Below are 22,062 nucleotides of genomic sequence, written 5' to 3' on the forward strand. Positions count from 1 at the left end.
CCCTCAAGGGGCAGGGGAGCCGAAACTGCTCTACTCCCCGCCCTCTTCCTCGCGGCGCTGTTCGCGGCGGCCGGACCAGAAGTCGAGCCGCTTGATCACCTCGCGCTCGAAGCCGCGCTCGTTCGGCTGGTAGAACTCGGGGCGGCGATCGCCGGCCAACTCGTCCGGGAAGAACTCCTGGCCCGAGAACGCATCCGGATAATCGTGGTCGTAGCGGTAGCCCTTGTTGTAGCCGAGCTCTTTCATCAGCTTGGTTGGGGCGTTGAGGATGTGCTTGGGCGGCGGCAGCGAGCCGGTCTGCTGGGCCAGCGCCTTGGCATTGGCGAAGCCAAGCATGGCGGCGTTGGATTTCGGAGCCGTGGCGACATAGGCGATCGCCTGCGCCATGAACAGCTCGCCCTCGGGGAAACCGGTGCGTTCGAAGGCGTTCCAGGCAGTGATCACCTGCACCATGGCCTGTGGATCGGCCATGCCGACATCCTCGGAGGCGGCGCAGGCGAGGCGCCGGAAGATGGTGTCGGGGTGCTCGCCACCCACCAGCATGCGCTGCGCCCAGTACATCGCCGCCTGCACGTCGGAGCCGCGCAGGCTTTTATGGAAGCAGCTGAGCAGGTTGTAATGCTCCTCCTGCCCCTTGTCGTAGACCGGCGCCCGCTTCTGCACCGTCTCGGCGAGGGCGGCGACATCGAGCATCGCATCCTCCGGCAGCGCGAACAGTTCCTCGGCGAGGCCGATGAGATAGCGGCCATCGCCATCTGCCATCTCGAGCAGCGCATCGCGCGCTTCGGCGCTGATCGGCAGCTTCCTGCCCACATGCGCCTCAGCCCGCTCAGCAAGGATGGCGAGGTCGGGCTTCTCGAAGCGGCGGAGGGTATAGACCTTGGCGCGCGACAGCAGCGCCGCGACCATCGAGAAGCTCGGATTCTCCGTGGTGGCGCCGATCAGGATGACGGTGCCGTCCTCGACATGCGGCAGCAGCGCATCCTGCGTGGTGCGGTTGAAGCGGTGGAGTTCATCGACGAACATCACCGTCTGCCGCCCTGCCCCCAAACGCAGCGCCTTGGCGTCGGCGATCACCTTGCGGAGGTCGGCGACGCCGGACAGCACCGCGCTCAGCTGTACGAAATCGAGCCCGACTTCCTTTGCCACCAGCCGGGCAATGGTGGTCTTGCCGACGCCCGGCGGGCCCCACAGGATGAACGACGAGACCCGGCCGGCTGCGACCATGCGGCCGATCGGGCCGTTGGGTCCCAGGAGGTGATCCTGCCCGATGACGTCGGCGAGCCGCTGCGGCCTCAGGGCCTCGGCGAGCGGACGCGGCGCGGCATCATCGAACAGCGAAAGCATCAACCACTCACCTCGGCCCGGACGATCCGGCCGCCCCGCTGTAGCACAACCCGCCAGCTCTGCGGACGGTCATTGGCGAGCTTGCCGAAACGCTCGGCATCATCGGTCGCATTGCCGTTGAGACTGATGATCAGGTCGCCGGCACGCAAACCCATATCGTCGGCGGGCGAGCCGGACTCGATGCCGCGCACCACCACTGCATGGGTGTCGTAGGGCAGCCCCAGCTCCTGCGCCACGGCGGGCGTCACGGTTTCGACGGTGGTGCCGGCGAAGCGCGTGTTGCCCGAAACGGTGACAGGCTTGGCGGTGCCCGGAGGCGCTTCGAGGGTGATGATCTTGTCCTCGGTCTTGCCGGCGCGGAAATATTGCAGGTCCGCCGTGGCGCCGACCGGCTTGGTGGCAAGGCGGAAATCGAACGCGCTGGGCTGCTCGATGTTGAACCCGTCGACCGCCAGGATCACGTCGCCATCGGCAAAGCCGGCCTTCTCGGCCGGACCACCCGGGGCGATCTCGCTGATCAGCGCGCCGCGTGCCTGGCCAAGCCCGAGGCTGTCGGCGAGATCGGCGGTCACCGGCTGCATGCGGGCGCCGAACCACGGACGCACCAGCGCCCCACCGGCAATGCCGGTCTCGGCAACGAGCTTGGCCATATTGGCCGGGATGGCGAAGCCGATGCCGACCGAGCCGCCGGAGCGCGACACGATCGCGGTATTGACCCCGACCAGCCGGCCCTGCAGATCGACCAGCGCGCCGCCGGAATTGCCCGGGTTGATCGCCGCGTCGGTCTGGATGAAGAACTCGTAGTTCGAGCTCTCGACGCCGGTGCGCGCCAGCGCCGAGACGATGCCGGAAGTGACGGTCTGGCCGACACCGAACGGATTGCCGATGGCGAGCACCAGGTCGCCGACCTCGAGCTGGTCGGAATCGGCAAAGGCCAGCGCCGGGAAGGTCGCGCCCTTGGCGTCCTTGACCTTCAGCACGGCAAGATCGGTCTTGGGATCGTCGAGCACCAGGTCGACCGGGTACTCGTGTCCGTCATTGGTCGAAACGCGGATGTCGGTCGCGCCTTCGATGACGTGGTGGTTGGTGAGGATGACGCCGGCGCCATCGACGATCACACCGGAGCCGAGCGACTGCGATTTCTGCGGCCGGCTGTCCATGAACGGCCCATCGCCGCCGAAGAAGCGCTGGAAGAACGGATCATCGAGGAACGGTGAGGTGGCGCGCTGGCTGATCGTCGTGGCGTAGACATTGACTACCGAGGGGGTGACCGACTTCACCACCGGCGCGAAGCTGAGCTGCAGCTCGGTGCGGGTGGCAGGAACGGCGCGCGTTTCGGCCGCGGCCGGTTCGGTGGCTTGCACGGCGCTGACCATGGCCGGCGGCTCGGCGGTGCGACTCGAAAGCTCGGCGTAGCCGAACACCAGCGCGGCGCCCGCCGCAACGCCTCCGAGCACCAAGACCAAACCCTGTTTCGACATCGTCATATCCTCGGGCGATAGTGCGCCGCGAACCGTGGGCGCGATGGCCCGACAAACGCCGCGAATCTGGCGCCTTTTAGGTGCTGGGCTTACCGATTGGTAATCCCCGAAATATGACGTTGCCCAGTAGGTCAATCGACCCTATATGCAGCGCTCACTTTTCTGCCCCGAGGACCTTCTCGTACAAGACCCCTGAAAGGTTAGCCGCCCAATGACTGAGCCGACCACGGTCTACACCAACACGTCGCAGCTTATCGCCAGCGAGGAGCCGGATTTTCCGAGCTTCCTGTTCTCCAAGAAAGAACTGCACCGGGCGACCAAGGTGTTCAAGAAGGGGTTCGACGGCCTCCTGACCTATGCGGTCAAGTGCAACCCGTCGCCGCACATTATCCGCCAGCTGCACGAAGAGGGCCTGAAGGCCTTCGACGTCGCCTCCAACATGGAGATGGAGCTGGTGCGTGATAACGCCCCGGGCGCGGCGATGCACTACAACAACCCGATCAAGAACAAGCGCGAGATCGAGCGCGCCTATGAGGAGTTCGGGGTTCGCTCGTTCACCATCGATCACCCGCAGCAGCTCGACCAGCTGGCGGCGGTGGTGTCGCCGTCGCGCGACATCGAGGTGACCACCCGCTTCAAGGCCGGCAAGGCGCTGAAATCCTACGATTTCGGCATCAAGTTCGGCGTGATGCAGGACGGCGCCGCCGAGATCGTCCGGCTCGTCGACCAGATGGGCTACACGCCGTCGCTCTGCTTCCACGTCGGCTCGCAGTGCGAGGACGTTTATGCCTACGAGCGTCACATCGCGGCAGCCGCCAAAATTGCTGAAGAGTCGGGCATCGAGCTCAAGCGCCTGAACATTGGCGGCGGCTATCCTGCCCCCTACCCGACCTCCGAAGCGCCGCCGATGGACTATTATTTCGAGACCATCTCGCAGGCGGTGAAGGACAACTTCGCCAGCTCCAAGCCCGAGCTGATCATCGAGCCGGGCCGTGCGCTGGTGACGTCCTCCACTTCACTGTTGCTGCGTGTAAAACACCAGCGCGGCGGACAGTCGGTCTACCTCAACGACGGCGCTTACGGCTCGCTGATGGAAGTGAAGTTCATGCACTTCACCCCGCCGACCCGGGTGTGGCGTGGTCCGCGCCTGCACGACAATGACGGCGAGTTCTCCGATTTCACCGTCTGGGGCCCGACCTGCGACAGCTATGACGTGCTGCCGCAGATCTTCACCCTGCCGTCCGACGTCGATGAAGACGACTGGATCGAGTTCGGCCTGATGGGCGCCTACACCCAGGCCTCGCTGACCCCGTTCAACGGCTTCTGGCGCCGCGACCAGTACTGGGTGGACGAAGTCTACACCGGCAAGGACATGCAGCCGGCCGAGTGAGTCTCATTCAAACTGCTATGCCGCTCCAGCCCAGTGCTGGGGCGGCATTTCTGTCTCTGGAGGAACGACGTGCAGGACCTGCCTCCACTTGCCAGTCTCGGTCGCAGGATCATGATCCTGGGCCCCACCAACTCGGGCAAATCGACCTTGGCCGTCGCCGTGGCACAGAAGCTCGATATTCCTGCCATCCACCTCGACCGCCTGCAGCACCTGCCCAATACCAACTGGCAGGTGCGGCCCGAGGAGGAGTTCGCCGCCCTGCACGACCAGGTCATCCTTGAGCCAAGTTGGGTCATCGACGGCGGTTATTCGCGACTGGCGCCACAGCGGGTTCGACGGGCCACGGCCATTCTGGTTATCGATGCGGGCCTCGCCACGCGCTATCGCCGCTATTTCTACCGCACCCTGTTTCAGAAGTCGCGAGCCGGCGCCCTGGAGGGGGAACAGGACTCGCTGAACTGGCTGATGCTCCGCTGGCTGTGGAAGTCGCGGAACGCGGCCGGCAAGTATCGACAGCTGGCGCTGGCATCCGGCCTGCCGCATGTCTTCACCGGGACCCCGGAGGAGCTGAACCGGCTCTATGCATCGTGGGATCTGAAACGAAAATAGCTCGGCACCGCCCCATCGGTACCATCGCGACTGAGCGATAGGGCCCGCGCGAACCCCTGTTCACCCCGCCGTAACAGGCATATCGTCCTCCTCAGCAACCCAAACGAGGTGGCGAGATGCCGGGTGGGGTGGTCTTGGCTCTGGTGGTGCTCTTAGGTTTTGTGGCCTGGGGCGCGGTGCTGTTCTGGCGGGGACGGGTCGTCGACCGCAAGGCGCTGCACGAGGAACGGCACGAAACACGGGCCGAGCGACGGCGCATCCATCACAAGGGGTGAGCGATGTCCCTCGGTCTTATCATCGCAATCTGCGCCGCCTCGGCGCTTGCCGCTTGGGGCGTCATGCTGTTCCGGCGTGGCGCCGCCCCAGAGGCGGGCTCACAAGCATCCTCGCACACCGAGACAAACGCGGCGCAAACTGAGCCTGGAGTGGACGGCTCCGACTAGAGCAACTTCTCGATAGCGGGCGCGATGTCAGCCGGCTCCGTCGCCGAGGCGAAGCGCTGGACGTTCTTGCCGCTGCGATCGACGAGGAACTTGGTGAAGTTCCACGGGATCAGCTGCACACCGAGCAGGCCCGGCGCCTTGCGGCGCAGCCACTGGTAGAGCGGCAGCGCGCCGCGGCCATTGACCATCACCTTGCCGAAGATCGGAAAGGTGACGTTGTAGTTGAGGTCGCAGAACGCCGCGATCTCCGCCTCAGTGCCCGGCTCCTGCTCGCCGAACTGGTTGCAGGGGAAGCCGAGGACGACGAGGCCACGGTCCTTGTAGGTTTCGTACAGCTTCTCGAGCCCGGTATATTGCGGAGTGAAACCGCATTTGCTGGCGACGTTGACCACCAGCACGACCTTGTCGCGATAGGCTGACAGCTGCTGCTCGGCCCCACCGAGCAACGGGGCGGAAAAGTCATAAAGTGTGGTCAAGGCAATAGCTCCGGTCAGGGCAACATCCCTGCCCTAACCCGATACCTGCATCATGCCGCGAGGCTTTTCAAGGAACAGGCCTGTAACCGTCAAGCCGGCGGGACCTGGCACATGATGCCGAGCGGCCGACCCTCGTTGTCGCCGAAGAACGCCATCCATTCCTCGGTGCCGTCGGCATGCCGGTGAATCATATGCGGCGCCGACTGGAACACCGCGCCCCGTTGCTGCAACTCCCGGTGCGCGGCGTGAATGTCGGGGACGCGGAAATAGATGACGTAGCCGTCGGCCTCGGCTTTCTCGCCGGTGCTCAGCATCAGCCGGGTGCCGCCGCAATCGAAGAAGGCGAGGTTGCCGAAGGTGTAAAGGTGCGGCAGCCGCAGCACATCGCGATACCAGGCCTCGGCCGCCGCAATGTCGTGAACCGAGCGAGACAGCTGCCCGATAGTCCCCCACTGGACGTCGTTGCGCTCCAGAACTTCAGTAGCCGATGCCATGTCGTCTCCCCTTTGCCTGTGCCGCCCAAGCGCGCTGGCCTGCGGCACCCCGGCCCATTGCCGGAGGGCGCGGCGATCGGCGAAGCCGAGCTTGCCCAGGATATTGCCGACGTGGAACTTCACCGCGTCGCTGCTGATGCCGAGGCGCTTCGAGATGGTGCGGTCGGTGCCGCCATGCCGGATGGCATCGGCCACCCGCCATTCGGCGGGGGTCAGGCTATCGGCATAGGGCGGGCGGCCACGCGACCTCGTTACGCTCATCAGAGGAGGCTAGCGCAACGCGGGGCGAATTTCCCTACCCCTCGCTGCCATCGGGGTCGCGCAGATGCGCGTCTATCCGCCGCGTCTCGAGTGATTCCTGCGCCTTCTCAAGCTGCCGCTCCGCCTTGGTGCGCCCAAACTTGATCCGGTTCTCCGTCGCAACCTGCTCCTTGGCAACGCGCGCCTTGGCCTTGCGGGCTTTCGAGAGAGAGAGGATTTCGGCCACGACTGAAACTCCGGTTCGCCGCTATTGTGCAGCGGCCGGCGCCCGGGTCAACAGCGCCACCAGCGCATCCAGCATCGCATCGACCCGATGTGCCATCGGATCGTCCATCGCGTCCGCCAGCGCCACCATGGTAATGAAGCCGATCCCGGCCATGTGGGCAGCGACGGCCAGGCGGCGTGCGTCCTCGCCTCCCGTGAATTCAGGGCTGAGCTTGTCCGCCAGGGCGCTGTACATCGACGAGGTCGCCGCGTGAATCGGCGCGAGCAGTTCGCCTGTCCCAGGTACGGCCGCCCGCTCGTCGAATTGCGGCGCGAGATAGAGCATACGGAAACGGCCGAGGTCGGCGAGGTGATGCGCCACCAGCGCGCGAATGAAGCGTTCGACCGCTGCAGCGCCTGATGCTGTCGGTTTGACCGCCGCGATCAGCACATCGGCTTCGGCCTTGAGTTCGGGAAGCGAGAAGTCGCGGATCAGTTCCCACTTGTTGGGATACCAGTAGATGATGGCCTGCTTGGATACCCCCAGCGCTCCGGCCAGCGCCTGGAAGGTCAATGCCGCGGTGCCATGCTCGGCGACGATCCGCCGGGCATGCTCGACGATCGACTCTCGGGTGACCCGACTGCGCCCTGCCATCTCGATCCATTGACAACTTACCAACGGTAAGTATGGTAACTTACCAATGGTAAGCAAGTGGTGTCGCGATGTCGAAACTCACCGTGTCTACCTTCTCGCCCGATTGGGGACTGCCGACCTCGGGCCCGTTTGCGCTCAAGCTGCTCAAGTGGCTGGATCTCGCCGGCATCCCCTATGACCAGGAGTTCGAGGACGTTCCGTCCAAAGGGCCGAAGGGCAAGAGCCCATGGATCGAACTGGACGGCGAGCGGATCGGCGACAGCGAGGTGATCATCGAACTGTTGGCACGGCGCAGCGGCTTCGATATCGACCGCGACCTCGCCGACGAGCAGCGGGCGCTGTCGCACACGCTGCGGCGCATGCTCGAGGAGCACTTCCACATGGTGTTCGAATGGGAGCTGTTTGTTCACCCTGCGGGCATCGAAGCGGTGCGCGCCATGGCGGCCCGAATGGTGCCGGGTATCATGGCCGGCCCCGTCGCCACCATGATCTGCCGCCACTTCCGAAACCAGTTGGGCGCTCGCGGGATGGCGCGACACAGCGCCGAGACGATTGCCGCAAAAGGCAAGTCGGACCTTGACGCCATCGAGGCGATCCTCGGCGACAAGCCGTTCCTCGTGGGCAGCCGTCCTTCGATGGCGGATGTGACGGCCTACGGACTGCTGGGTCCGATGGCTGCCTGGCCAATGCGAACCCCAGTTGCCGACAGCATCAAGAGCCGCTCGAAGCTGATGGGTTACCTGCAGCGGGTAGCGGAGGCCAAGGCCGAGCAGCGTGTTGCCGCCTAGGCTCACGCTTTGAAACACTGCAGTGTTTCCTGGACGCGCCCTACGCGGTGGGGCGCGGCAGCGCCAGATAGACGCTGTGGCACCACTCATCGCCGACGAGGAACGTGTTCTCGGCGGCGCCGGTGACAGCAAAGCCGAGGCACTGCAGCAGCTTCAGCGAGGCCGCATTGCGCGGGTCGACGTCGGCAGTCACCGCCTCGATCGGATAGGTCGCGAAGGCATAGGTGAGAAACGCCGAGGCCGCTTCCGTCGCGAGGCCTTTGCCCCATGCGCCGGGATGCAGGATGAAGCCCATCTCCGGCATCTTCCAGATGCCGATATTGCCGATCACCTGCCCATCCTGAACGATGACCCATTCGTCGCGCGCCGGGTCACCGCTGAAGAACTGCGCCTCGAACCACGTTTCTGTCTCTGCCATCGATACGTGCGGCAGCGTCGCCCAATAGCGCATGGCCTCAGGCGAGCTGAGGATGGCGTGCATCGCCAGGATGTCGGCAGGAATGGCGCGGCGCAGCACCAGGCGCGCCGTTCGAAGCTCGGACAACTGGAACTCCTGAAATCCCTGGAGCCTATCGCGGGCCGGGCAGCGCGAGATAGATGCTGTCGCACCATTCGTCGCCGAGCAGGAACGTATTCTTCGCTTCGCCGGTCCTGGCAAAACCGAGCTTCTCCAGCACCCGCAGCGATGCGAGGTTTCGCGGGTCGACATCGGCCAGCAACTGGTCGGTGAGCTGGCGCGAGAAGGCGTAGTCGATGAAAGCCGCCGCCGCCTCGGAAGCAATCCCCCGCCCCCAATAGCCGGGGTGGATCATGAAACCGAAATCCGGCAGGCGGCCCGCGCCGACATCGCCGACCAACCGGCCCTCGAACTCGATCGCGAAATCCTCGCCACCCGCTGCCGTGCGCTCGATCTTCTGGTCGAGCCAGGCGCGGGTCACCTCACGATCGGCGTGCGGCAGCGTCGACCAGTAGCGCATCCCTCGCGCGTCCGACATGATCGCAAAGAACGCGTCCAGGTCGTCAGCACGTGGGCGGCGCAGCAGCAGCCGCGCCGTACGGATTTCCATCAGACCAGCCGGCTCTGTTCCTTCGCCGCTTCGATGAAGCTGGCAAAGAGCGGGTGCGGCTCGAACGGCTTCGACTTCAGCTCCGGGTGGAACTGCACGCCGATGAACCACGGGTGGTCGGTGCGTTCGACGATCTCGGGCAGCTTGCCGTCAGGCGAGACGCCGGAGAACAGCAGGCCATTCGCCTCGAGTACCTTGCGGTAGTTCATGTTCACTTCGTAGCGGTGACGGTGCCGCTCGGTGATGCGGGTCGAGCCGTAGATGTCGGCGACGCGAGACCCTTTGGCGAGCTGCGCCGGGTAGGAGCCGAGACGCATGGTGCCGCCGAGATCGGTTTCGGAACTGCGCGTAACCTGCTCGTTACCCTTGGTCCACTCGGTCATGATGCCGACGATCGGTTCCTTGGTCGGGCCGAACTCGGTGGAATTGGCGTTCTTGATGCCGGCGGTGTTCCGCGCCGCCTCGATGCAGGCCATCTGCATGCCGAAGCAGATGCCGAAATACGGCACGTCCTTCAGCCGCGCGAAGCGGGCCGCCTGAATCTTCCCTGCCGAGCCACGCTCGCCGAAGCCGCCCGGCACCAGGATGCCGTGGATATGTTCGAGATAGGGCGCCGGATCCTCGTGCTCGAAGATCTCGGAGTCGATCCAGTTGAGGTTGACCTTCACCCGGTTGGCGATGCCGCCATGCACCAGGGCTTCGCTGAGCGATTTGTACGCGTCCTTGAGGCCGGTATATTTGCCGACGATGGCGATGTTGACCTCGCCCTCCGGGTTGTGGAGGCGGGAGGACACATCCTCCCAGGCCTTGAGGTCCGGCGCCGGTGCGTCCTCGATGCCGAAAGCAGCGAGCACTTCGCGGTCGAGGCCTTCCTTGTGGTAGGCGAGCGGCACGTCGTAGATCGAAGCGACGTCGAGGCCCTGGATCACCGCGCTCTCGCGCACGTTGCAGAACAGCGCCAGCTTCTTGCGCTCGGAATGCGGGATCGGACGATCGCAGCGGATCAGCAGAATGTCCGGCGCGATGCCGATGGAGCGCAGCGTCGCCACCGAATGCTGGGTCGGCTTGGTCTTCAGCTCGCCGGCCGACGGAATGAACGGCATCAGCGTCAGGTGGACATAGATGGCGTGGCCGCGCGGCAGGTCGTTGCCGAACTGGCGGATCGCCTCGAAGAACGGCAGGCCTTCGATATCGCCGACGGTGCCGCCGACCTCGACGAGCACGAAGTCGAAATCCTCGTTGCCCTCGCGGATGAAGTCCTTGATGGCGTCGGTGACGTGCGGGATCACCTGCACGGTGGCGCCGAGGTAATCGCCGCGGCGCTCCTTGGCGATGATGTCGGAATAGATCCGGCCGGTGGTGATGTTGTCGCGCTTGTTGGCGTGCCGACCGGTGAAGCGCTCGTAATGACCGAGATCGAGGTCGGTTTCCGCGCCGTCGTCGGTGACGAACACCTCGCCGTGCTGGGTGGGCGACATCGTGCCCGGATCGACATTGAGGTAGGGGTCGAGCTTGCGGAGGCGGACCTTGTAGCCACGAGCCTGCAGCACCGCTCCGAGAGCGGCGGACGCAAGGCCTTTGCCCAATGAGGAAACCACGCCACCGGTGATGAAAACGTACCGAGCCATGGGCCTTTATCCTATTCGGTCGAAGTTCTGATTCTCAAGAGCGCCGCCGATCACGAACGGCACCCCACACAAAAAGAAGAAGGGGATGTTGCCATCCCCTTCCCCGGTTCGCTGTCGCGGCGGCCTCAGTTGGCGGGCGCCGCTGGTTGTTCTGTCGTCGCCGGCGCCGCCGGAGCTTCGGTAGCGGGCGCCGTTTCGGTGGGCACCGGCAGGTCGGAACCGGTCGCCGGAGCTTCGGTGGTGGTCGCCGGAGCTTCGGTGGTGGTCGACGGAGTGGTCGTCGTGGCCGGCGCCGGCGCGGTGGTCGTGTCAGTCGGAACCGGCAAGTCACCGGCGCTCTGCTGCTGCAGCTGCTGCAGCGCGTCGAGCACGGTCGTCGGCGCCGCGTCGCCACCCTGGGCGGCGCGGTCGAGGATGGAGCTCGTACCGCGATCAACCGAGGAGAGAATCGTCAGGCCGATGGCCGAGGCAAAGAACAGGGCCGCGAGGATTGCCGTGGTGCGGGTCAGAAGGTTCGCCGAACCACGGACCGAAATCAGCCCGTTGGCATTCGAGGAACCCATACCAAGCCCGCCGCCCTCCGACCGCTGCAGCAGGATCACTGCAATCAGCGCGAGCACGATCAGGAGGTAGGCGACGATCAGGACGTTGGCCATTGGACCTTCAGGCTTTCGATATCGGTTTGGCGCGCCTTCTACACGCGCGCCAACACAAATGCCAGCGCCATCCGCCGCCTTTCGCTCGGCGCCGGATGCGTCTTCTAGAGGGCGGAGATAATGGCGTGGAAGTCGTTTGCCAAGAGGCTTGCGCCCCCGACCAGCCCGCCATTGACGTTGGCGATGCGCAGGATCTCGCTGGCGTTGGACGGCTTCATCGAGCCGCCATAGAGGATGCGCACTGCCGCGCCGGGCTCGCCGAAGCGGGATTTCAGCTGGTCGCGGATGGCATTATGCATCTCAGCGATGTCGCTCGAAGTGGGAGTACGGCCGGTGCCGATGGCCCACACGGGCTCGTAGGCGATGACGATGTCGTGACCCGACCAGTCATCCGGCACCGAGCGTTCGAGTTGCCCGATAACCACGGCGACGGCATTGCCGGCGTCACGCTCGGCCTCGATCTCGCCCACGCAGATGATCGGCACGAGCCCGGAGGCGTGCGCCGCGAGCGCCTTCTGCTGCACCAGCACATCGGTTTCACCATGGTTGGTGCGGCGTTCCGAATGGCCGACGATCACGAACTGCGCCCCGGCATCGGCCAGCATCTGCGCGCTGATATCGCCGGTATGGGCGCCGCTGGCGGCCGGATGGCAGTCTTGTCCACCGGTGACGATGCCCGCGGGAGCCGCCAGTTCGTTGAGCCGCTCGAGCAGCGTGGCAGGCGGACAGATCACCACCGTTCCCCGCGGGCCGCCGCCATTGGCGAGGAGCGCGGCAAGCTTCTGCACCTCCCCCAGGGAGGCCGTGGTGCCGTTCATCTTCCAGTTGCCCGCGATCAGCGGCGTTATCTCTGCCGTCACCTTGACGCTCCTTCTACTTGCCTATTGTGGGAGTTTCCCATAACCCCCGTCCCGATGTGCCTTGCGGCACAAACTCGACCCTGTCTAGTATCCGCCGCCCGCCGGGGAGGCGGCTGTTGTTGGATTTGTCTCGATGCTCGATAGCTTTCGCCACCTGACCAAGACCTGGTTCGGCAAGATTCTCGGCGCCTTTCTGATTGTCGGCCTGGCGGGGTTCGGTATTTCGAACGTCATCACCGGCTTTGGCACGAACACCGTAGCCACCGTCGCCGGACAGGATATTTCGGTTCGCGACTATCAGCGCGCCTACAATACCCAGATCAATGCTGTCGCCCAGCAGATCGGGCGCGTGCCGACCGTCGAGGAAGCCAATGTCTTCGGCGTACCGGGCGCGGTGCTCGACCGGCTCGCTGGTGAGGCCGCCGTCAACAAGCTCGGCGAGGACCTCGGCCTCGGCGTCTCCGAGGACCGCCTCGGCAAGATGCTGCGCGAGGACCCGAGCTTTTCGAGCGCGCTTGGTGCGTTCGATCGCAGCAATTTCCTGCGCGTGCTGCAACAGAATGGTTTCACCGAAGCTGAGTATTTCGACCTCCAGACCAAGGCGGCGCGCCGCCAGCAACTGGTGAGCGGCCTGCTCTCCGGTGCGCCGGCGCCTACGACCGCTACCGAGCTGTTGAGCCGCTTTTCGGGCGACACGCGGACTGTCGACTACTTCATCCTGAACGCCCAGGCCCTGCCCCCGGTTGCCGAACCGACGGAAGAAGAGCTGGCGACCTACCTCAAGGACAACCAGGCCAATTTCCGCACCAAGGCGACCCGTACGATCGAGCTGCTGGCGCTGTCACCCGAGGCGATCGCCGCTACCAAGACCATTTCAGATGAAGACGTCGCGGCCGAATACGAGCGCACCAAGCAGAGCCGCGTGAAGATCGAGCGGCGCACCGTCAAGCAGGTGGTGCTCAACACGCCCGAGCTCGAGAAGGCCTTCACCGACGGCAAGGCCGCCGCTACGCCGTTCGCCGACGTGCTCGCCGCCAGCGGCGCGAGCGCGCAGGATCTGGGCAACCTCAGCAAGACCGAGATCACCGATAGCAGCCTGGCCGACGCGGCGTTCGGGCTGGCGCTGAACGACTACGTCATCATCGAGGGCATCGGCTCGAAGCGCGCCGTCACCGTTTCGGCGATCGAGCCGGGCGGCGTCATCAGCCTCGAGGACGCCAAGGCCGATATCGCCAAGCAGTTGGCGCTCACCCAGGCCCGCAACGAATATACCGACGTGCTCGACCAGATCGAGGAACTGCGCGCCGCGTTCAAGCCGCTGCCGGAGATCGCCGAGCGCTTTGGCCTCCACACCGTGACCGTCCCGCTGACCGAAACCGGTGCGGAGCTCGCCAACAGCCCCGATGTCGGCCCTGAGGATGCGCAGCGCATCGCCACCGCGGTGTTCAAGGCCGAGCAGGGCAACCTCGCTCCGACCATCCAGCTGAGCTCGACCCGCAACCTCTGGTTCGACCTCAAGCAGGTCGAGGACGCGCGAGACCAGACGCTCGACGAGGTCCGCGACGCGGTGATCACTGCCTGGACCAATGCCAAGACCGACGAAGCCGTCACCGCCGAAGCAGCCAAGCTGCTCGAGCAGGTGAAGGCCGGCACCGCATTTGCCGACGTTGCCAGCAGCATCGGCCAGTTCCCGATCCTCAGCCAGCCGCTGAAGCGCGCTGGCGACGGCACGACCGTGCTGAACCAGGCGGTAGCCAATGAGATCTTCAACGGCGGCCCGACGCATTTCGGCTCGGCGGTGAACGGCGACGGCGACCACGTGGTGTTCCAGGTGGTCGAAGTGAACCAGGGCACCTCCGACCAGACGGCCGAGATCAAGAAGTTCGTCGAAGAGTCGAGCCGTGATGCGCTCTACAGCGATCTGCTGACCGGGTTGAAGTCGGAAGCCGGCCTCAGGATCAACGAGCAGGTCCTGAAGCAACTTACCGATACCGGCGCCCTGCAATGACCGCTGACGACCAGTACGGCGCCTTCGCGGCCGGATACGATGCCGGCCGCGCCCAGATCGTGTTCCGGCGTGTCGTCGCCGATCTGGAAACGCCGATCGGCGCCTACCTGAAGCTCGCCGAGGGGCGGAAGAACACCTTCCTGCTCGAGAGCGTGCAGGATGGCGCCACTGTCGGGCGCTACTCGATGATCGGCTTCGATCCGGACATCATCCTCAAGGTCGAGCGGGGTCAGGCGAGCATCAATCGCAATGCCGGCCTGACGCCCGACGCCTTCACCCCGGTCAGCGAGCCGCCGCTCGATGTGCTGCGCGCCCTGGTGGCGGAGAGCCAGGCCGAAGTGCCGCCCGGTCTTCCCTCGACTGCGGCCGGCATCTACGGCTATCTCGGCTACGACATGGTGCGCCTGATGGAGGTGCTGCCCGACCGCCACGAGGATCCGCTGGGTTTCCCCGAAGCGATCCTGATGCGGCCCACCGTGCTCGCCGTGTTCGATACGCTGAAGGACGAACTCTATCTCACTGCGCCGGTCTACATCCGCCCGGGCGTGACCGCCCGGCAGGCCTGGGAAGGTGCGCAGAGCCGCATCGATGATGCCGTTGGCCGCATGGGGCGCACCCTGCCCTACACCTCGACCCCGCCCGATATCGACGCCATCGCGGTCAAGTCCAACACCAGCGTCGAGCAGTATGCCCGCATGGTCGAGGACGCCAAGGAATACATCCGGGCCGGCGACATCTTCCAGGTGGTGCTGAGCCAGCGCTTCGAGGCCGAGTTCACGCTGCCGCCGACCGCGCTCTATCGCGCGCTGCGCCGCACCAACCCCTCGCCCTACATGTACATGCTGGATTTCGGCGATTTCGCCGTCGCGGGCTCAAGCCCGGAAATCCTGGTCAAGGTGCAGGACGGCAAGGTCAACATCCGCCCCATCGCCGGCACCCGCAAACGTGGCGCCACGCCGACGCGCGACAAGGAACTGGCGGACGAGCTGCTGAGCGACCCCAAGGAACTGGCCGAGCACTTGATGCTGCTCGACCTCGGCCGCAACGACGTCGGCCGGGTGGCCAAGATCGGTAGCGTCGAGGTTACCGACAAGTTCTTCCTCGAGTACTACTCGCACGTCATGCACATCGTCTCGAACGTCGTGGGCGACCTCGACCCGAAATACGATTTTGTCGATGCACTGGCCGCCGGCTTCCCTGCCGGCACGGTCTCGGGCGCGCCAAAAGTCCGGGCGATGGAGATCATCGACGAACTCGAGAAATCGCGCCGCGGCATCTATGGCGGCTGCGTCGGCTATTTCGGCGCTGACGGCACGATGGATACCTGCATCGTGCTACGCACCGCGATCGTCGCCAAGGGCAAGATCTACGTGCAGTCGGGCGCCGGCATCGTCGCCGACAGCAAGGCCGAGCTCGAGCAGCTCGAATGCGAGAACAAGGCGCGCGCCCTGTTCAGCGCCGCAGAAGAGGCGCTCCGCTATGCCGGCGAAGCGCGGGTTGGCCAATGAGCACTCTACGATGGCGGGGGCAGCTCTGATTCTGTGATTTCCGCTTTCGCGGGAATGACCCGGTGTTTTACATAACGTCCGAGCCTGGAACCTGAGACATGCGCCTCCTCGTCATCGATAACTACGACAGCTTCACCTACAACCTCGTCCACTTTCTGGGCGAACTGGGCGGCGAGTCCGAGGTGTGGCGCAACGACAAGATCACCCTCGATCAGGTCGCGGCGATCGCGCCGGAAGCCATTGTACTGTCGCCGGGCCCGGCGACCCCCGATACGGCCGGCATCTGCCTCAGCCTGATCGAGCGCTTCGCGCCGACAACGCCGATCCTTGGAGTGTGCCTTGGGCACCAGGCGCTCGGCCAGGCGATGGGCGGCGAGGTGATCCGCGCGCCGCAGCTGATGCACGGCAAGACCAGCAAGATCAATCACAGCGGCAAGGGCCTGTTCCGCGGGCTGAATTCCGGCTTCGAGGCAACGCGTTACCACTCGCTGATCGTCAGACCGCAGAGCCTGCCGGATGTGCTGGAGGTGACCGCCTCCACCGATGACGGGCTGATCATGGGCATGCAGCACCGGAACTACCCGAGCCACGGCGTGCAGTTCCACCCCGAGAGCATCGCGTCGGAAAACGGGCACGCGATCCTGCAGAACTTCCTCAACCTCGCCCGCGACTTCAACCTCAGGAAGGCCGCGTGATGGATATCAAGGGAGCTCTCAACAAGATCGCATCGCGCCAGGATCTGACCGGCGAAGAAATGCGCGCCGTGATGACCACGATCATGGATGGCGAAGCGACGCCGAGCCAGATCGGCGCGTTCCTGATGGGCATGCGGGTGAAGGGCGAGACGGTCGGCGAGATCGCCGCGGCCGTGTCGATCCTTCGGGACAAGATGGTGCCGGTGGCGGTCGACGCCCCGGACAGCATCATCGATATCGTCGGCACCGGTGGCGACGGGGCGGAGACGCTGAACATTTCGACCGCGACGTCGATCGTCGTGGCGGGCGCCGGCGTTCCAGTGGCCAAGCACGGCAACCGCGCGCTCAGTTCCAGGTCGGGCGCCTCCGATGTGCTGCAGGCGCTTGGCATCAAAACCGATATCGGGCCCGACAAGATCAGCCAGTGCATCCGCGAGGCCAGCATCGGCTTCATGTTTGCGCCCGCGCATCACCCAGCGATGAAGCATGTCGGCCCCACCCGCATGGAGATGGGCACCCGCACCATGTTCAACCTCCTGGGGCCGCAGTCGAACCCGGCCGGCGCCCGCCGCTACATGCTGGGTGTCTACGACAAGAAATGGGTCGAACCGGTCGCCGCGGCGCTGCTTGCCAACCGCGCCATTTCGGCCTGGGTCGTGCATGGCGCCGATGGCATCGATGAGCTCTCGACCACCGGCCCGAGCTTCGTCGCCTCGATTAAGGGCGGGGACCTGCGCAGTTTCGAGATCACCCCGGAGGATGCCGGCCTGCCGCGCGCCACCATGGCCGACCTCAAGGGCGCTGACCCGGCCTACAACGCCTCGCGGCTGCGCGGGCTGCTGGATGGGGTGAAAGACCCCTATCGCGATATCGTGCTGCTCAACGCCGCCGCCGCGTTCATCGTCGCCGGCCGCGCCGACACGCTGAAGCTCGGCGCCGACCTTGCGGCCCGCGAGATTGACTCCGGCCGCGCCAAATTGACGCTCGACAAACTCATTTCCGTATCGAACAGCTGACCCATGTCCGACATCCTCTCCCAGATCGAAATCTACAAACGCGAGGAAATCGCCGCGGCGAAGACCCTCCGCCCCTGGAACGAGGTGGTCGCCGAAGCGCATGACGCGCCTCCGGTGCGGCGGTTCCTCTCGGCGCTGAAAAAGAAGCGGGCTGACAACCAGTTCGCGCTGATCGCCGAAGTGAAGAAGGCGAGCCCCTCCAAGGGCCTGATCCGTCCCGACTTCAACCCAGCCGAGATCGCCCGGGCCTATGAACTGGGTGGCGCCTCCTGTCTATCCGTGCTCACCGATCGCCCGAGCTTTCAGGGCGCGCCGGGCTACCTGATCGAGGCGCGCAACGCCACCAAGCTCCCGGTGCTGCGCAAGGATTTCCTGTTCGAGACCTACCAGGTGGCCGAGAGCCGCGCCTGGGGCGCTGACTGCATCCTGATCATCCTCGCCGCGGTCAACGACGACACCGCGCGCTACCTGCTCGACGCCGCCGAGGAGTGGCGGATGGATGCGCTGGTGGAAGTGCACGACCAGATCGAGCTCGATCGGGCGCTGGGGCTGAATGCCGAGTTCATCGGCATTAATAACCGGAACCTGCGCACCTTCGAGACGACGCTCAACACCTCGGTGACCCTCGCCGGCGGCGTGCCGCAGGGGGTGCACCTGGTGTCGGAAAGCGGCGTCAACACCCATGCCGACCTGGTGAAGCTCGAGCATGCCGGCATCGGCACCTTCCTCGTCGGCGAGAGCCTGATGCGCCAGGACGACGTCACCGCCGCAACCATCAAGCTGCTGCACGGCTGATGGCGCTCACCCACCTCAACCAGCGGGGGGAAGCGCATATCGTCGATATCGGCGACAAGGCCACGACTCGCCGCCGGGCGGTGGCGACAGCGCGGCTGGAAGCCAAGCCCGAGACAGTGGCGCTGATCCTTGGCGGCGAACTGAAGAAGGGCGATGCCCTGGCCGTAGCCCGCGTCGCCGGCATCATGGCGGCCAAGAAAACCTCCGAGCTGATCCCGCTCTGCCATCCGATTCCGCTGACCAAGGTGAGCGTTGAGATCGAAGGCGACGGCCCTGCCCTGCTGGTGACGGCGACCGCCGAGACCACAGCGCAGACCGGAGTCGAGATGGAGGCGATGACGGCGGCCTCAGTCGCCGCGCTGACCCTCTACGACATGGCCAAGTCGCATGATCGCGCCATGCGGGTGACCTCCATCCAGCTCGAGGAGAAATCGGGCGGCAAGTCGGGTGATTTCCACCGATGATGCCGGTCGACGAAGCCATCGAGCGGATCTTCAGGAAGCTGCCCAAGCTCGGCAGCGAGGCGCTGCCGCTGGTCCGCGCGCATCGCCGCGTGCTCGCCCAGCCACTGGTGGCGCGTCACAGCCAGCCGCCGTTCGATGCCAGCGCCATGGACGGCTACGCCGTACGCGCCGCCGAGGTGGTGCCGGGCCAGCCGCTGAAGCTGGCCGGCACCTCGCAGGCCGGTGCCCGCTTCGTCGGCATGATGGAGCATGGCCAGTGCGTCCGCATCTTCACCGGCGCGCCGTTGCCGATCGGCGCCGATGCGGTGATCATGCAGGAAGAAGCGACGGCCAAGGGCAACCAGATCAGCTTCGAGAAGGTGCCCAAGCCCGGCCAGAGCGTCCGCAAGCAGGGCTTTGACTTCAAGCGCGGCGCCGAGCTGCTGCCGGCGGGTGTGGCGCTGACCCCGGCAATGCTGAACCTCGCCGCTTCGGCCAACCACCCGACCTTGACCGTGACGCGCCGACCCCGGATAGCCGTGCTGGCGACCGGCGACGAACTGGTAGCGCCGGGCACGCCGCTCGGGCCGGACCAGATCATTGCCTCGAACACCTACGGGCTGATCCCGCTGCTGGCGCCCTGGGCCGAACAGGTGATCGACCTCGGCATCGTCGCCGACGACAAGGATAAGCTCGAGGCGGCGCTGCTCGGCGCCTTCGACCAGGGCGTCGACATGCTGGTCACCACTGGCGGTGCCAGCGTTGGCGAGCGCGATTACGTCCAGGAAGTGCTGCGCGACCTGGGCGTCGAGGTGGATTTCTGGAAGCTCAGGATGCGACCGGGCAAGCCTCTGATGTTCGGCACCCGCGGCAAGACGCTGGTGTTCGGCCTGCCGGGCAACCCAGTCTCGGCGCTGGTAACGGCCACCGTGATCCTGAAGCCGGCGCTCAGAGCGCTCACCGGCCACATCGATCCGTTCTGGCCGCGCATTGGCGTCCCCACCCTGCTCGGCCTGCCGCCGAATGGGCCGCGCCGGCACTTCATGCGGGCGACACTCAGCCGCAACGACATCGGCTTCCTGCAGGTCGAGCCGATCTTCGAAACCGACTCGAGCCACTCGACCTCGCTGGCGCTGGCCGACGCACTGATCGTCGTGCCTGAGGATTCGCCGGGCGTGCCGCCGGGCGAGATCGTCGACGTGATCCCGCTCAGCTGGGGCTGACCCGGACTTGACCTTCCCATCATGGGAAGGTGTATCCGCCTCCTGCTGACAAGGAGGCATTGGATGAACATCGGACAGGCCGCGAAGGCCACCGGCATCTCCACCAAGATGATCCGCTACTACGAATCGATCGGGCTGGTCGCCGCCCCGCACCGGACCGAGTCCGGCTACCGGGTCTATCTCGACGACGATCTGCATGCGCTGCGCTTCATCAATCGGGCTCGTGACCTCGGCTTCTCGGTCGAGCAGATGCGCGACCTGCTGACGCTGTGGCGCGATCGCGACCGGGCCAGCGCCGACGTCAAGGCGATCGCCCGCGCGCATATCGCGGTACTGGCCGAGAAGGCGCGCGCCCTCGCCGCGATGAGCGAGACGCTGCAGCACCTGGCTGAAACCTGCCACGGCGATGACCGGCCGAGCTGCCCGATCATCGAGAAGATCGCCGCTGCCGTGCCGTCTTCGGGCCGTCCGGCAAACCGCCCGCGCTTCGGCATCGCGCAGTTGCACTGAGGCTTGACCCTCCAAACATTGGAACCCTTAGGCACCTCGATCGATGCCGCGCGACTCCCGCGCCGGACCAGTCGAAAGGACCTTTCCAATGCAACCCGATCCACGGCGGTGGTGGGGCCTCGCGCTGCTGAGCGCCGCCCAGTTCATCGTCATTCTCGATACCTCGATCGTCGGCGTCGCCCTGCCGGCGATCCAGACCCAGCTCGGTTTCTCGCCCGAGAACCTCAGCTGGATCTTCAACGCCTATGTCGTCGCCTTTGGTGGCCTGTTGCTGCTCGGCGGCAAGCTGAGCGACGTGTTCGGGGCGCGCCGCATGTTCGCGCTCGGCTTCGTCATCCTGACCGCGGCCTCGATTCTGGCTGGTGTCGCGAGCTCTCAGGCCATGCTGATCGCCGGCCGCGCCATCCAGGGTGTTGGCGCAGCGCTGATTGCGCCGTCGGCGCTGGTGCTGCTGATGCAGCTGTTCGCGCATGATGGTCGCGAGCTCGGCAAGGCGTTCGGTGTCTGGGGCGCCGCCGCCGCTGCCGGTGGCACCGCTGGGGTGTTCCTCGGCGGCGTCATCACCGAGTGGCTGAGCTGGCCCTGGACCTTCCTCGTCAACGTGCCGCTCGGCGCGCTGGTGCTGCTGCTGACCCCTGCCCTGTTGCCGCGGGTGCATGGCGGCACCGGCCGGATCGACTGGCTCGGCGCCATCACCATCACCGGTGCGCTGTCGCTGGCGGTCTATGCCATCGTCACCACCGGTCCGGGACAATGGTCATCGCCCACGACGCTGACCCTGCTCGGTGTGGCGGCGCTGCTGTTCGTCGGCTTTGTCGTGCTGCAGGCCATGGGCCGGCAGCCCTTGCTACCGCTTTCGATCTTCGCGACCCCGAACCTCGCGGCTGCGAACCTGCTGATGGCGCTGCTCGGCGCGGCGTGGATTCCGCTGTGGTTCTACCTCAACCTCTACCTGCAGCAGGTGCTGGGGCTGTCGGCGCTCTATAGCGGCCTGGCGCTGGTGCCGATGACCATCACCATCATGGTGCTGATGGTCTGGCTGTCGGGCCGGCTGGTCGGCCGCTTCGGTATCAAGGCCAACCTCGTGGCCGGCCTGCTCGCCATGGCCGTTGCGCTGTTCCTGTTCACCCGCGTGCCCGCCGACGGTGACTTCTGGGTCGACGTGCTGCCAGCCTCGCTGCTGGCCGCGCTGGGCATGGCGCTGGCCTACATCCCGGCCACCATGGCCGGCATGTCCAGCGCACGCCCCGAGCAGACCGGGCTCGCTTCTGGCCTGATCAGCACCACCTATCAGGTCGGCTCGGCCATCGGCCTCGCCGCCATGGTGGCGGTGGCGGCGGGAAGCGGCTCAGACCTGCTGGCCGGCTTCCAGGCGGCATTCTTCGGGGCGATGATCGTCGCGGCGGTCGCCGCGCTGGCCGCGCTGCTGCTCATCAGCGGCACCCCTGCCACGCAGGCGGCAGCCGCGGAGTAGCGAGAACGGGCCCGGCGTCGGCGCCGGGCCT

At 65.7% G+C, this 22,062-nt stretch carries 24 protein-coding genes; 13 read left to right on the forward strand and 11 right to left on the reverse strand.

What is annotated here, in order from left to right:
* Positions 1–30 precede the first annotated feature (30 nt).
* Together ACSQ23_RS14395 and ACSQ23_RS14400 are read right to left on the reverse strand one after the other, a co-directional pair.
* Positions 31–1,347 (reverse strand): replication-associated recombination protein A, encoded by a 1,317-nt coding sequence (locus ACSQ23_RS14395; RefSeq protein WP_055881436.1) that lies wholly within the window; start codon positions 1,345–1,347, stop codon positions 31–33.
* Positions 1,347–2,828 carry a DegQ family serine endoprotease gene (locus ACSQ23_RS14400; RefSeq protein WP_248310552.1) on the reverse strand — a complete coding sequence of 494 codons (1,482 nt, stop codon included), beginning with the start codon at positions 2,826–2,828 and terminating at the stop codon, positions 1,347–1,349. The genes ACSQ23_RS14395 and ACSQ23_RS14400 overlap by 1 nt, the downstream gene beginning before the upstream one ends.
* Positions 2,829–3,039: 211 nt before the next feature.
* On the opposite strand from ACSQ23_RS14400, the gene ACSQ23_RS14405 reads away from it, so the two are divergent.
* The 3 genes from ACSQ23_RS14405 (at position 3,040) to ACSQ23_RS14415 (ending at position 5,102) form a co-directional block, all read left to right on the forward strand.
* Positions 3,040–4,218 (forward strand): hypothetical protein, encoded by a 1,179-nt coding sequence (locus ACSQ23_RS14405; protein ID WP_055996514.1) that lies wholly within the window; start codon positions 3,040–3,042, stop codon positions 4,216–4,218.
* Positions 4,219–4,287: 69 nt separating this feature from the next.
* Positions 4,288–4,827: an isopentenyl transferase family protein gene (locus ACSQ23_RS14410; RefSeq protein WP_436091041.1), complete on the forward strand. Its 540-nt coding sequence runs from the start codon at positions 4,288–4,290 to the stop codon at positions 4,825–4,827.
* 116 nt (positions 4,828–4,943) lie between these two features.
* The gene (locus tag ACSQ23_RS14415) at positions 4,944–5,102 is read left to right on the forward strand and encodes a hypothetical protein (protein ID WP_156384543.1); all 159 of its coding nucleotides are present in this window, start codon (positions 4,944–4,946) and stop codon (positions 5,100–5,102) included.
* Between the two features lie 164 nt (positions 5,103–5,266).
* Here the strand turns inward: ACSQ23_RS14415 and ACSQ23_RS14420 are convergent, their stop codons facing one another.
* From ACSQ23_RS14420 to ACSQ23_RS14435, 4 genes are all read right to left on the reverse strand, one after another.
* On the reverse strand, positions 5,267–5,746 hold the full coding sequence (locus ACSQ23_RS14420; protein ID WP_055881441.1) for a glutathione peroxidase: 480 nt from the start codon (positions 5,744–5,746) through the stop codon (positions 5,267–5,269).
* A gap of 89 nt (positions 5,747–5,835) precedes the next feature.
* Positions 5,836–6,501 (reverse strand): LuxR C-terminal-related transcriptional regulator, encoded by a 666-nt coding sequence (locus ACSQ23_RS14425; RefSeq protein WP_436091042.1) that lies wholly within the window; start codon positions 6,499–6,501, stop codon positions 5,836–5,838.
* Between the two features lie 34 nt (positions 6,502–6,535).
* The gene (locus ACSQ23_RS14430) at positions 6,536–6,727 is read right to left on the reverse strand and encodes a DUF4169 family protein (RefSeq protein WP_436091043.1); all 192 of its coding nucleotides are present in this window, start codon (positions 6,725–6,727) and stop codon (positions 6,536–6,538) included.
* A 21-nt stretch (positions 6,728–6,748) separates the two neighbouring features.
* Positions 6,749–7,360 carry a TetR/AcrR family transcriptional regulator gene (locus ACSQ23_RS14435; protein WP_436091044.1) on the reverse strand — a complete coding sequence of 204 codons (612 nt, stop codon included), beginning with the start codon at positions 7,358–7,360 and terminating at the stop codon, positions 6,749–6,751.
* Positions 7,361–7,428: 68 nt separating this feature from the next.
* Here ACSQ23_RS14435 and ACSQ23_RS14440 point away from each other — a divergent pair, with 68 nt between their 5' ends.
* Positions 7,429–8,148: a glutathione S-transferase family protein gene (locus ACSQ23_RS14440; protein ID WP_055881452.1), complete on the forward strand. Its 720-nt coding sequence runs from the start codon at positions 7,429–7,431 to the stop codon at positions 8,146–8,148.
* A gap of 40 nt (positions 8,149–8,188) precedes the next feature.
* On the opposite strand, the gene ACSQ23_RS14445 is transcribed toward ACSQ23_RS14440, so the two are convergent.
* The 5 genes from ACSQ23_RS14445 to tpiA all read right to left on the reverse strand — a co-directional run bounded on the left by ACSQ23_RS14445 (position 8,189) and on the right by tpiA (position 12,359).
* Positions 8,189–8,692, reverse strand: coding sequence for a GNAT family N-acetyltransferase (locus tag ACSQ23_RS14445; RefSeq protein ID WP_436091045.1), 504 nt, complete (start codon positions 8,690–8,692; stop codon positions 8,189–8,191).
* A 25-nt stretch (positions 8,693–8,717) separates the two neighbouring features.
* Positions 8,718–9,215 carry a GNAT family N-acetyltransferase gene (locus tag ACSQ23_RS14450; RefSeq protein WP_200940424.1) on the reverse strand — a complete coding sequence of 166 codons (498 nt, stop codon included), beginning with the start codon at positions 9,213–9,215 and terminating at the stop codon, positions 8,718–8,720.
* Positions 9,215–10,843, reverse strand: a complete 1,629-nt coding sequence (locus ACSQ23_RS14455; protein WP_055996526.1) for a CTP synthase — start codon at positions 10,841–10,843, stop codon at positions 9,215–9,217. Before ACSQ23_RS14455 ends, ACSQ23_RS14450 begins: the two co-directional genes overlap by 1 nt.
* 125 nt (positions 10,844–10,968) lie before the next feature.
* Positions 10,969–11,499, reverse strand: a complete 531-nt coding sequence (secG, locus tag ACSQ23_RS14460) for a preprotein translocase subunit SecG (RefSeq protein ID WP_055881457.1) — start codon at positions 11,497–11,499, stop codon at positions 10,969–10,971.
* Between the two features lie 104 nt (positions 11,500–11,603).
* Complete coding sequence (tpiA, locus tag ACSQ23_RS14465; RefSeq protein ID WP_082528220.1) at positions 11,604–12,359, reverse strand: triose-phosphate isomerase; 756 nt, start codon at positions 12,357–12,359, stop codon at positions 11,604–11,606.
* Between the two features lie 133 nt (positions 12,360–12,492).
* Between tpiA and ACSQ23_RS14470 the strand changes: the two genes are divergently transcribed.
* From ACSQ23_RS14470 to ACSQ23_RS14510, 9 genes are all read left to right on the forward strand, one after another.
* Positions 12,493–14,367, forward strand: a complete 1,875-nt coding sequence (locus ACSQ23_RS14470; protein WP_055996529.1) for a peptidylprolyl isomerase — start codon at positions 12,493–12,495, stop codon at positions 14,365–14,367.
* Entirely contained in the window at positions 14,364–15,875 is a 1,512-nt protein-coding gene (gene trpE, locus ACSQ23_RS14475) for an anthranilate synthase component I (protein WP_055996532.1), read from the forward strand. Before ACSQ23_RS14470 ends, trpE begins: the two co-directional genes overlap by 4 nt.
* Before the next feature lie 98 nt (positions 15,876–15,973).
* Entirely contained in the window at positions 15,974–16,570 is a 597-nt protein-coding gene (locus ACSQ23_RS14480; protein ID WP_055881465.1) for an anthranilate synthase component II, read from the forward strand.
* Positions 16,567–17,586: an anthranilate phosphoribosyltransferase gene (gene trpD / locus ACSQ23_RS14485; RefSeq protein ID WP_055881468.1), complete on the forward strand. Its 1,020-nt coding sequence runs from the start codon at positions 16,567–16,569 to the stop codon at positions 17,584–17,586. The genes ACSQ23_RS14480 and trpD overlap by 4 nt, the downstream gene beginning before the upstream one ends.
* Before the next feature lie 3 nt (positions 17,587–17,589).
* Entirely contained in the window at positions 17,590–18,381 is a 792-nt protein-coding gene (trpC, locus tag ACSQ23_RS14490; RefSeq protein WP_055881471.1) for an indole-3-glycerol phosphate synthase TrpC, read from the forward strand.
* Positions 18,381–18,845, forward strand: coding sequence for a cyclic pyranopterin monophosphate synthase MoaC (moaC, locus tag ACSQ23_RS14495; protein ID WP_055881475.1), 465 nt, complete (start codon positions 18,381–18,383; stop codon positions 18,843–18,845). Before trpC ends, moaC begins: the two co-directional genes overlap by 1 nt.
* Positions 18,842–20,047 carry a molybdopterin molybdotransferase MoeA gene (locus ACSQ23_RS14500; protein WP_055881477.1) on the forward strand — a complete coding sequence of 402 codons (1,206 nt, stop codon included), beginning with the start codon at positions 18,842–18,844 and terminating at the stop codon, positions 20,045–20,047. The genes moaC and ACSQ23_RS14500 overlap by 4 nt, the downstream gene beginning before the upstream one ends.
* Positions 20,048–20,110: 63 nt before the next feature.
* Complete coding sequence (gene cueR, locus ACSQ23_RS14505; protein ID WP_055881481.1) at positions 20,111–20,557, forward strand: Cu(I)-responsive transcriptional regulator; 447 nt, start codon at positions 20,111–20,113, stop codon at positions 20,555–20,557.
* A gap of 88 nt (positions 20,558–20,645) precedes the next feature.
* Positions 20,646–22,031, forward strand: a complete 1,386-nt coding sequence (locus ACSQ23_RS14510) for an MFS transporter (protein WP_436091046.1) — start codon at positions 20,646–20,648, stop codon at positions 22,029–22,031.
* The last annotated feature ends 31 nt before the right edge of the window (positions 22,032–22,062 follow it).

The organism is Devosia sp. LjRoot16 (genome assembly GCF_964252795.1).
Taxonomy (GTDB): domain Bacteria; phylum Pseudomonadota; class Alphaproteobacteria; order Rhizobiales; family Devosiaceae; genus Devosia_A.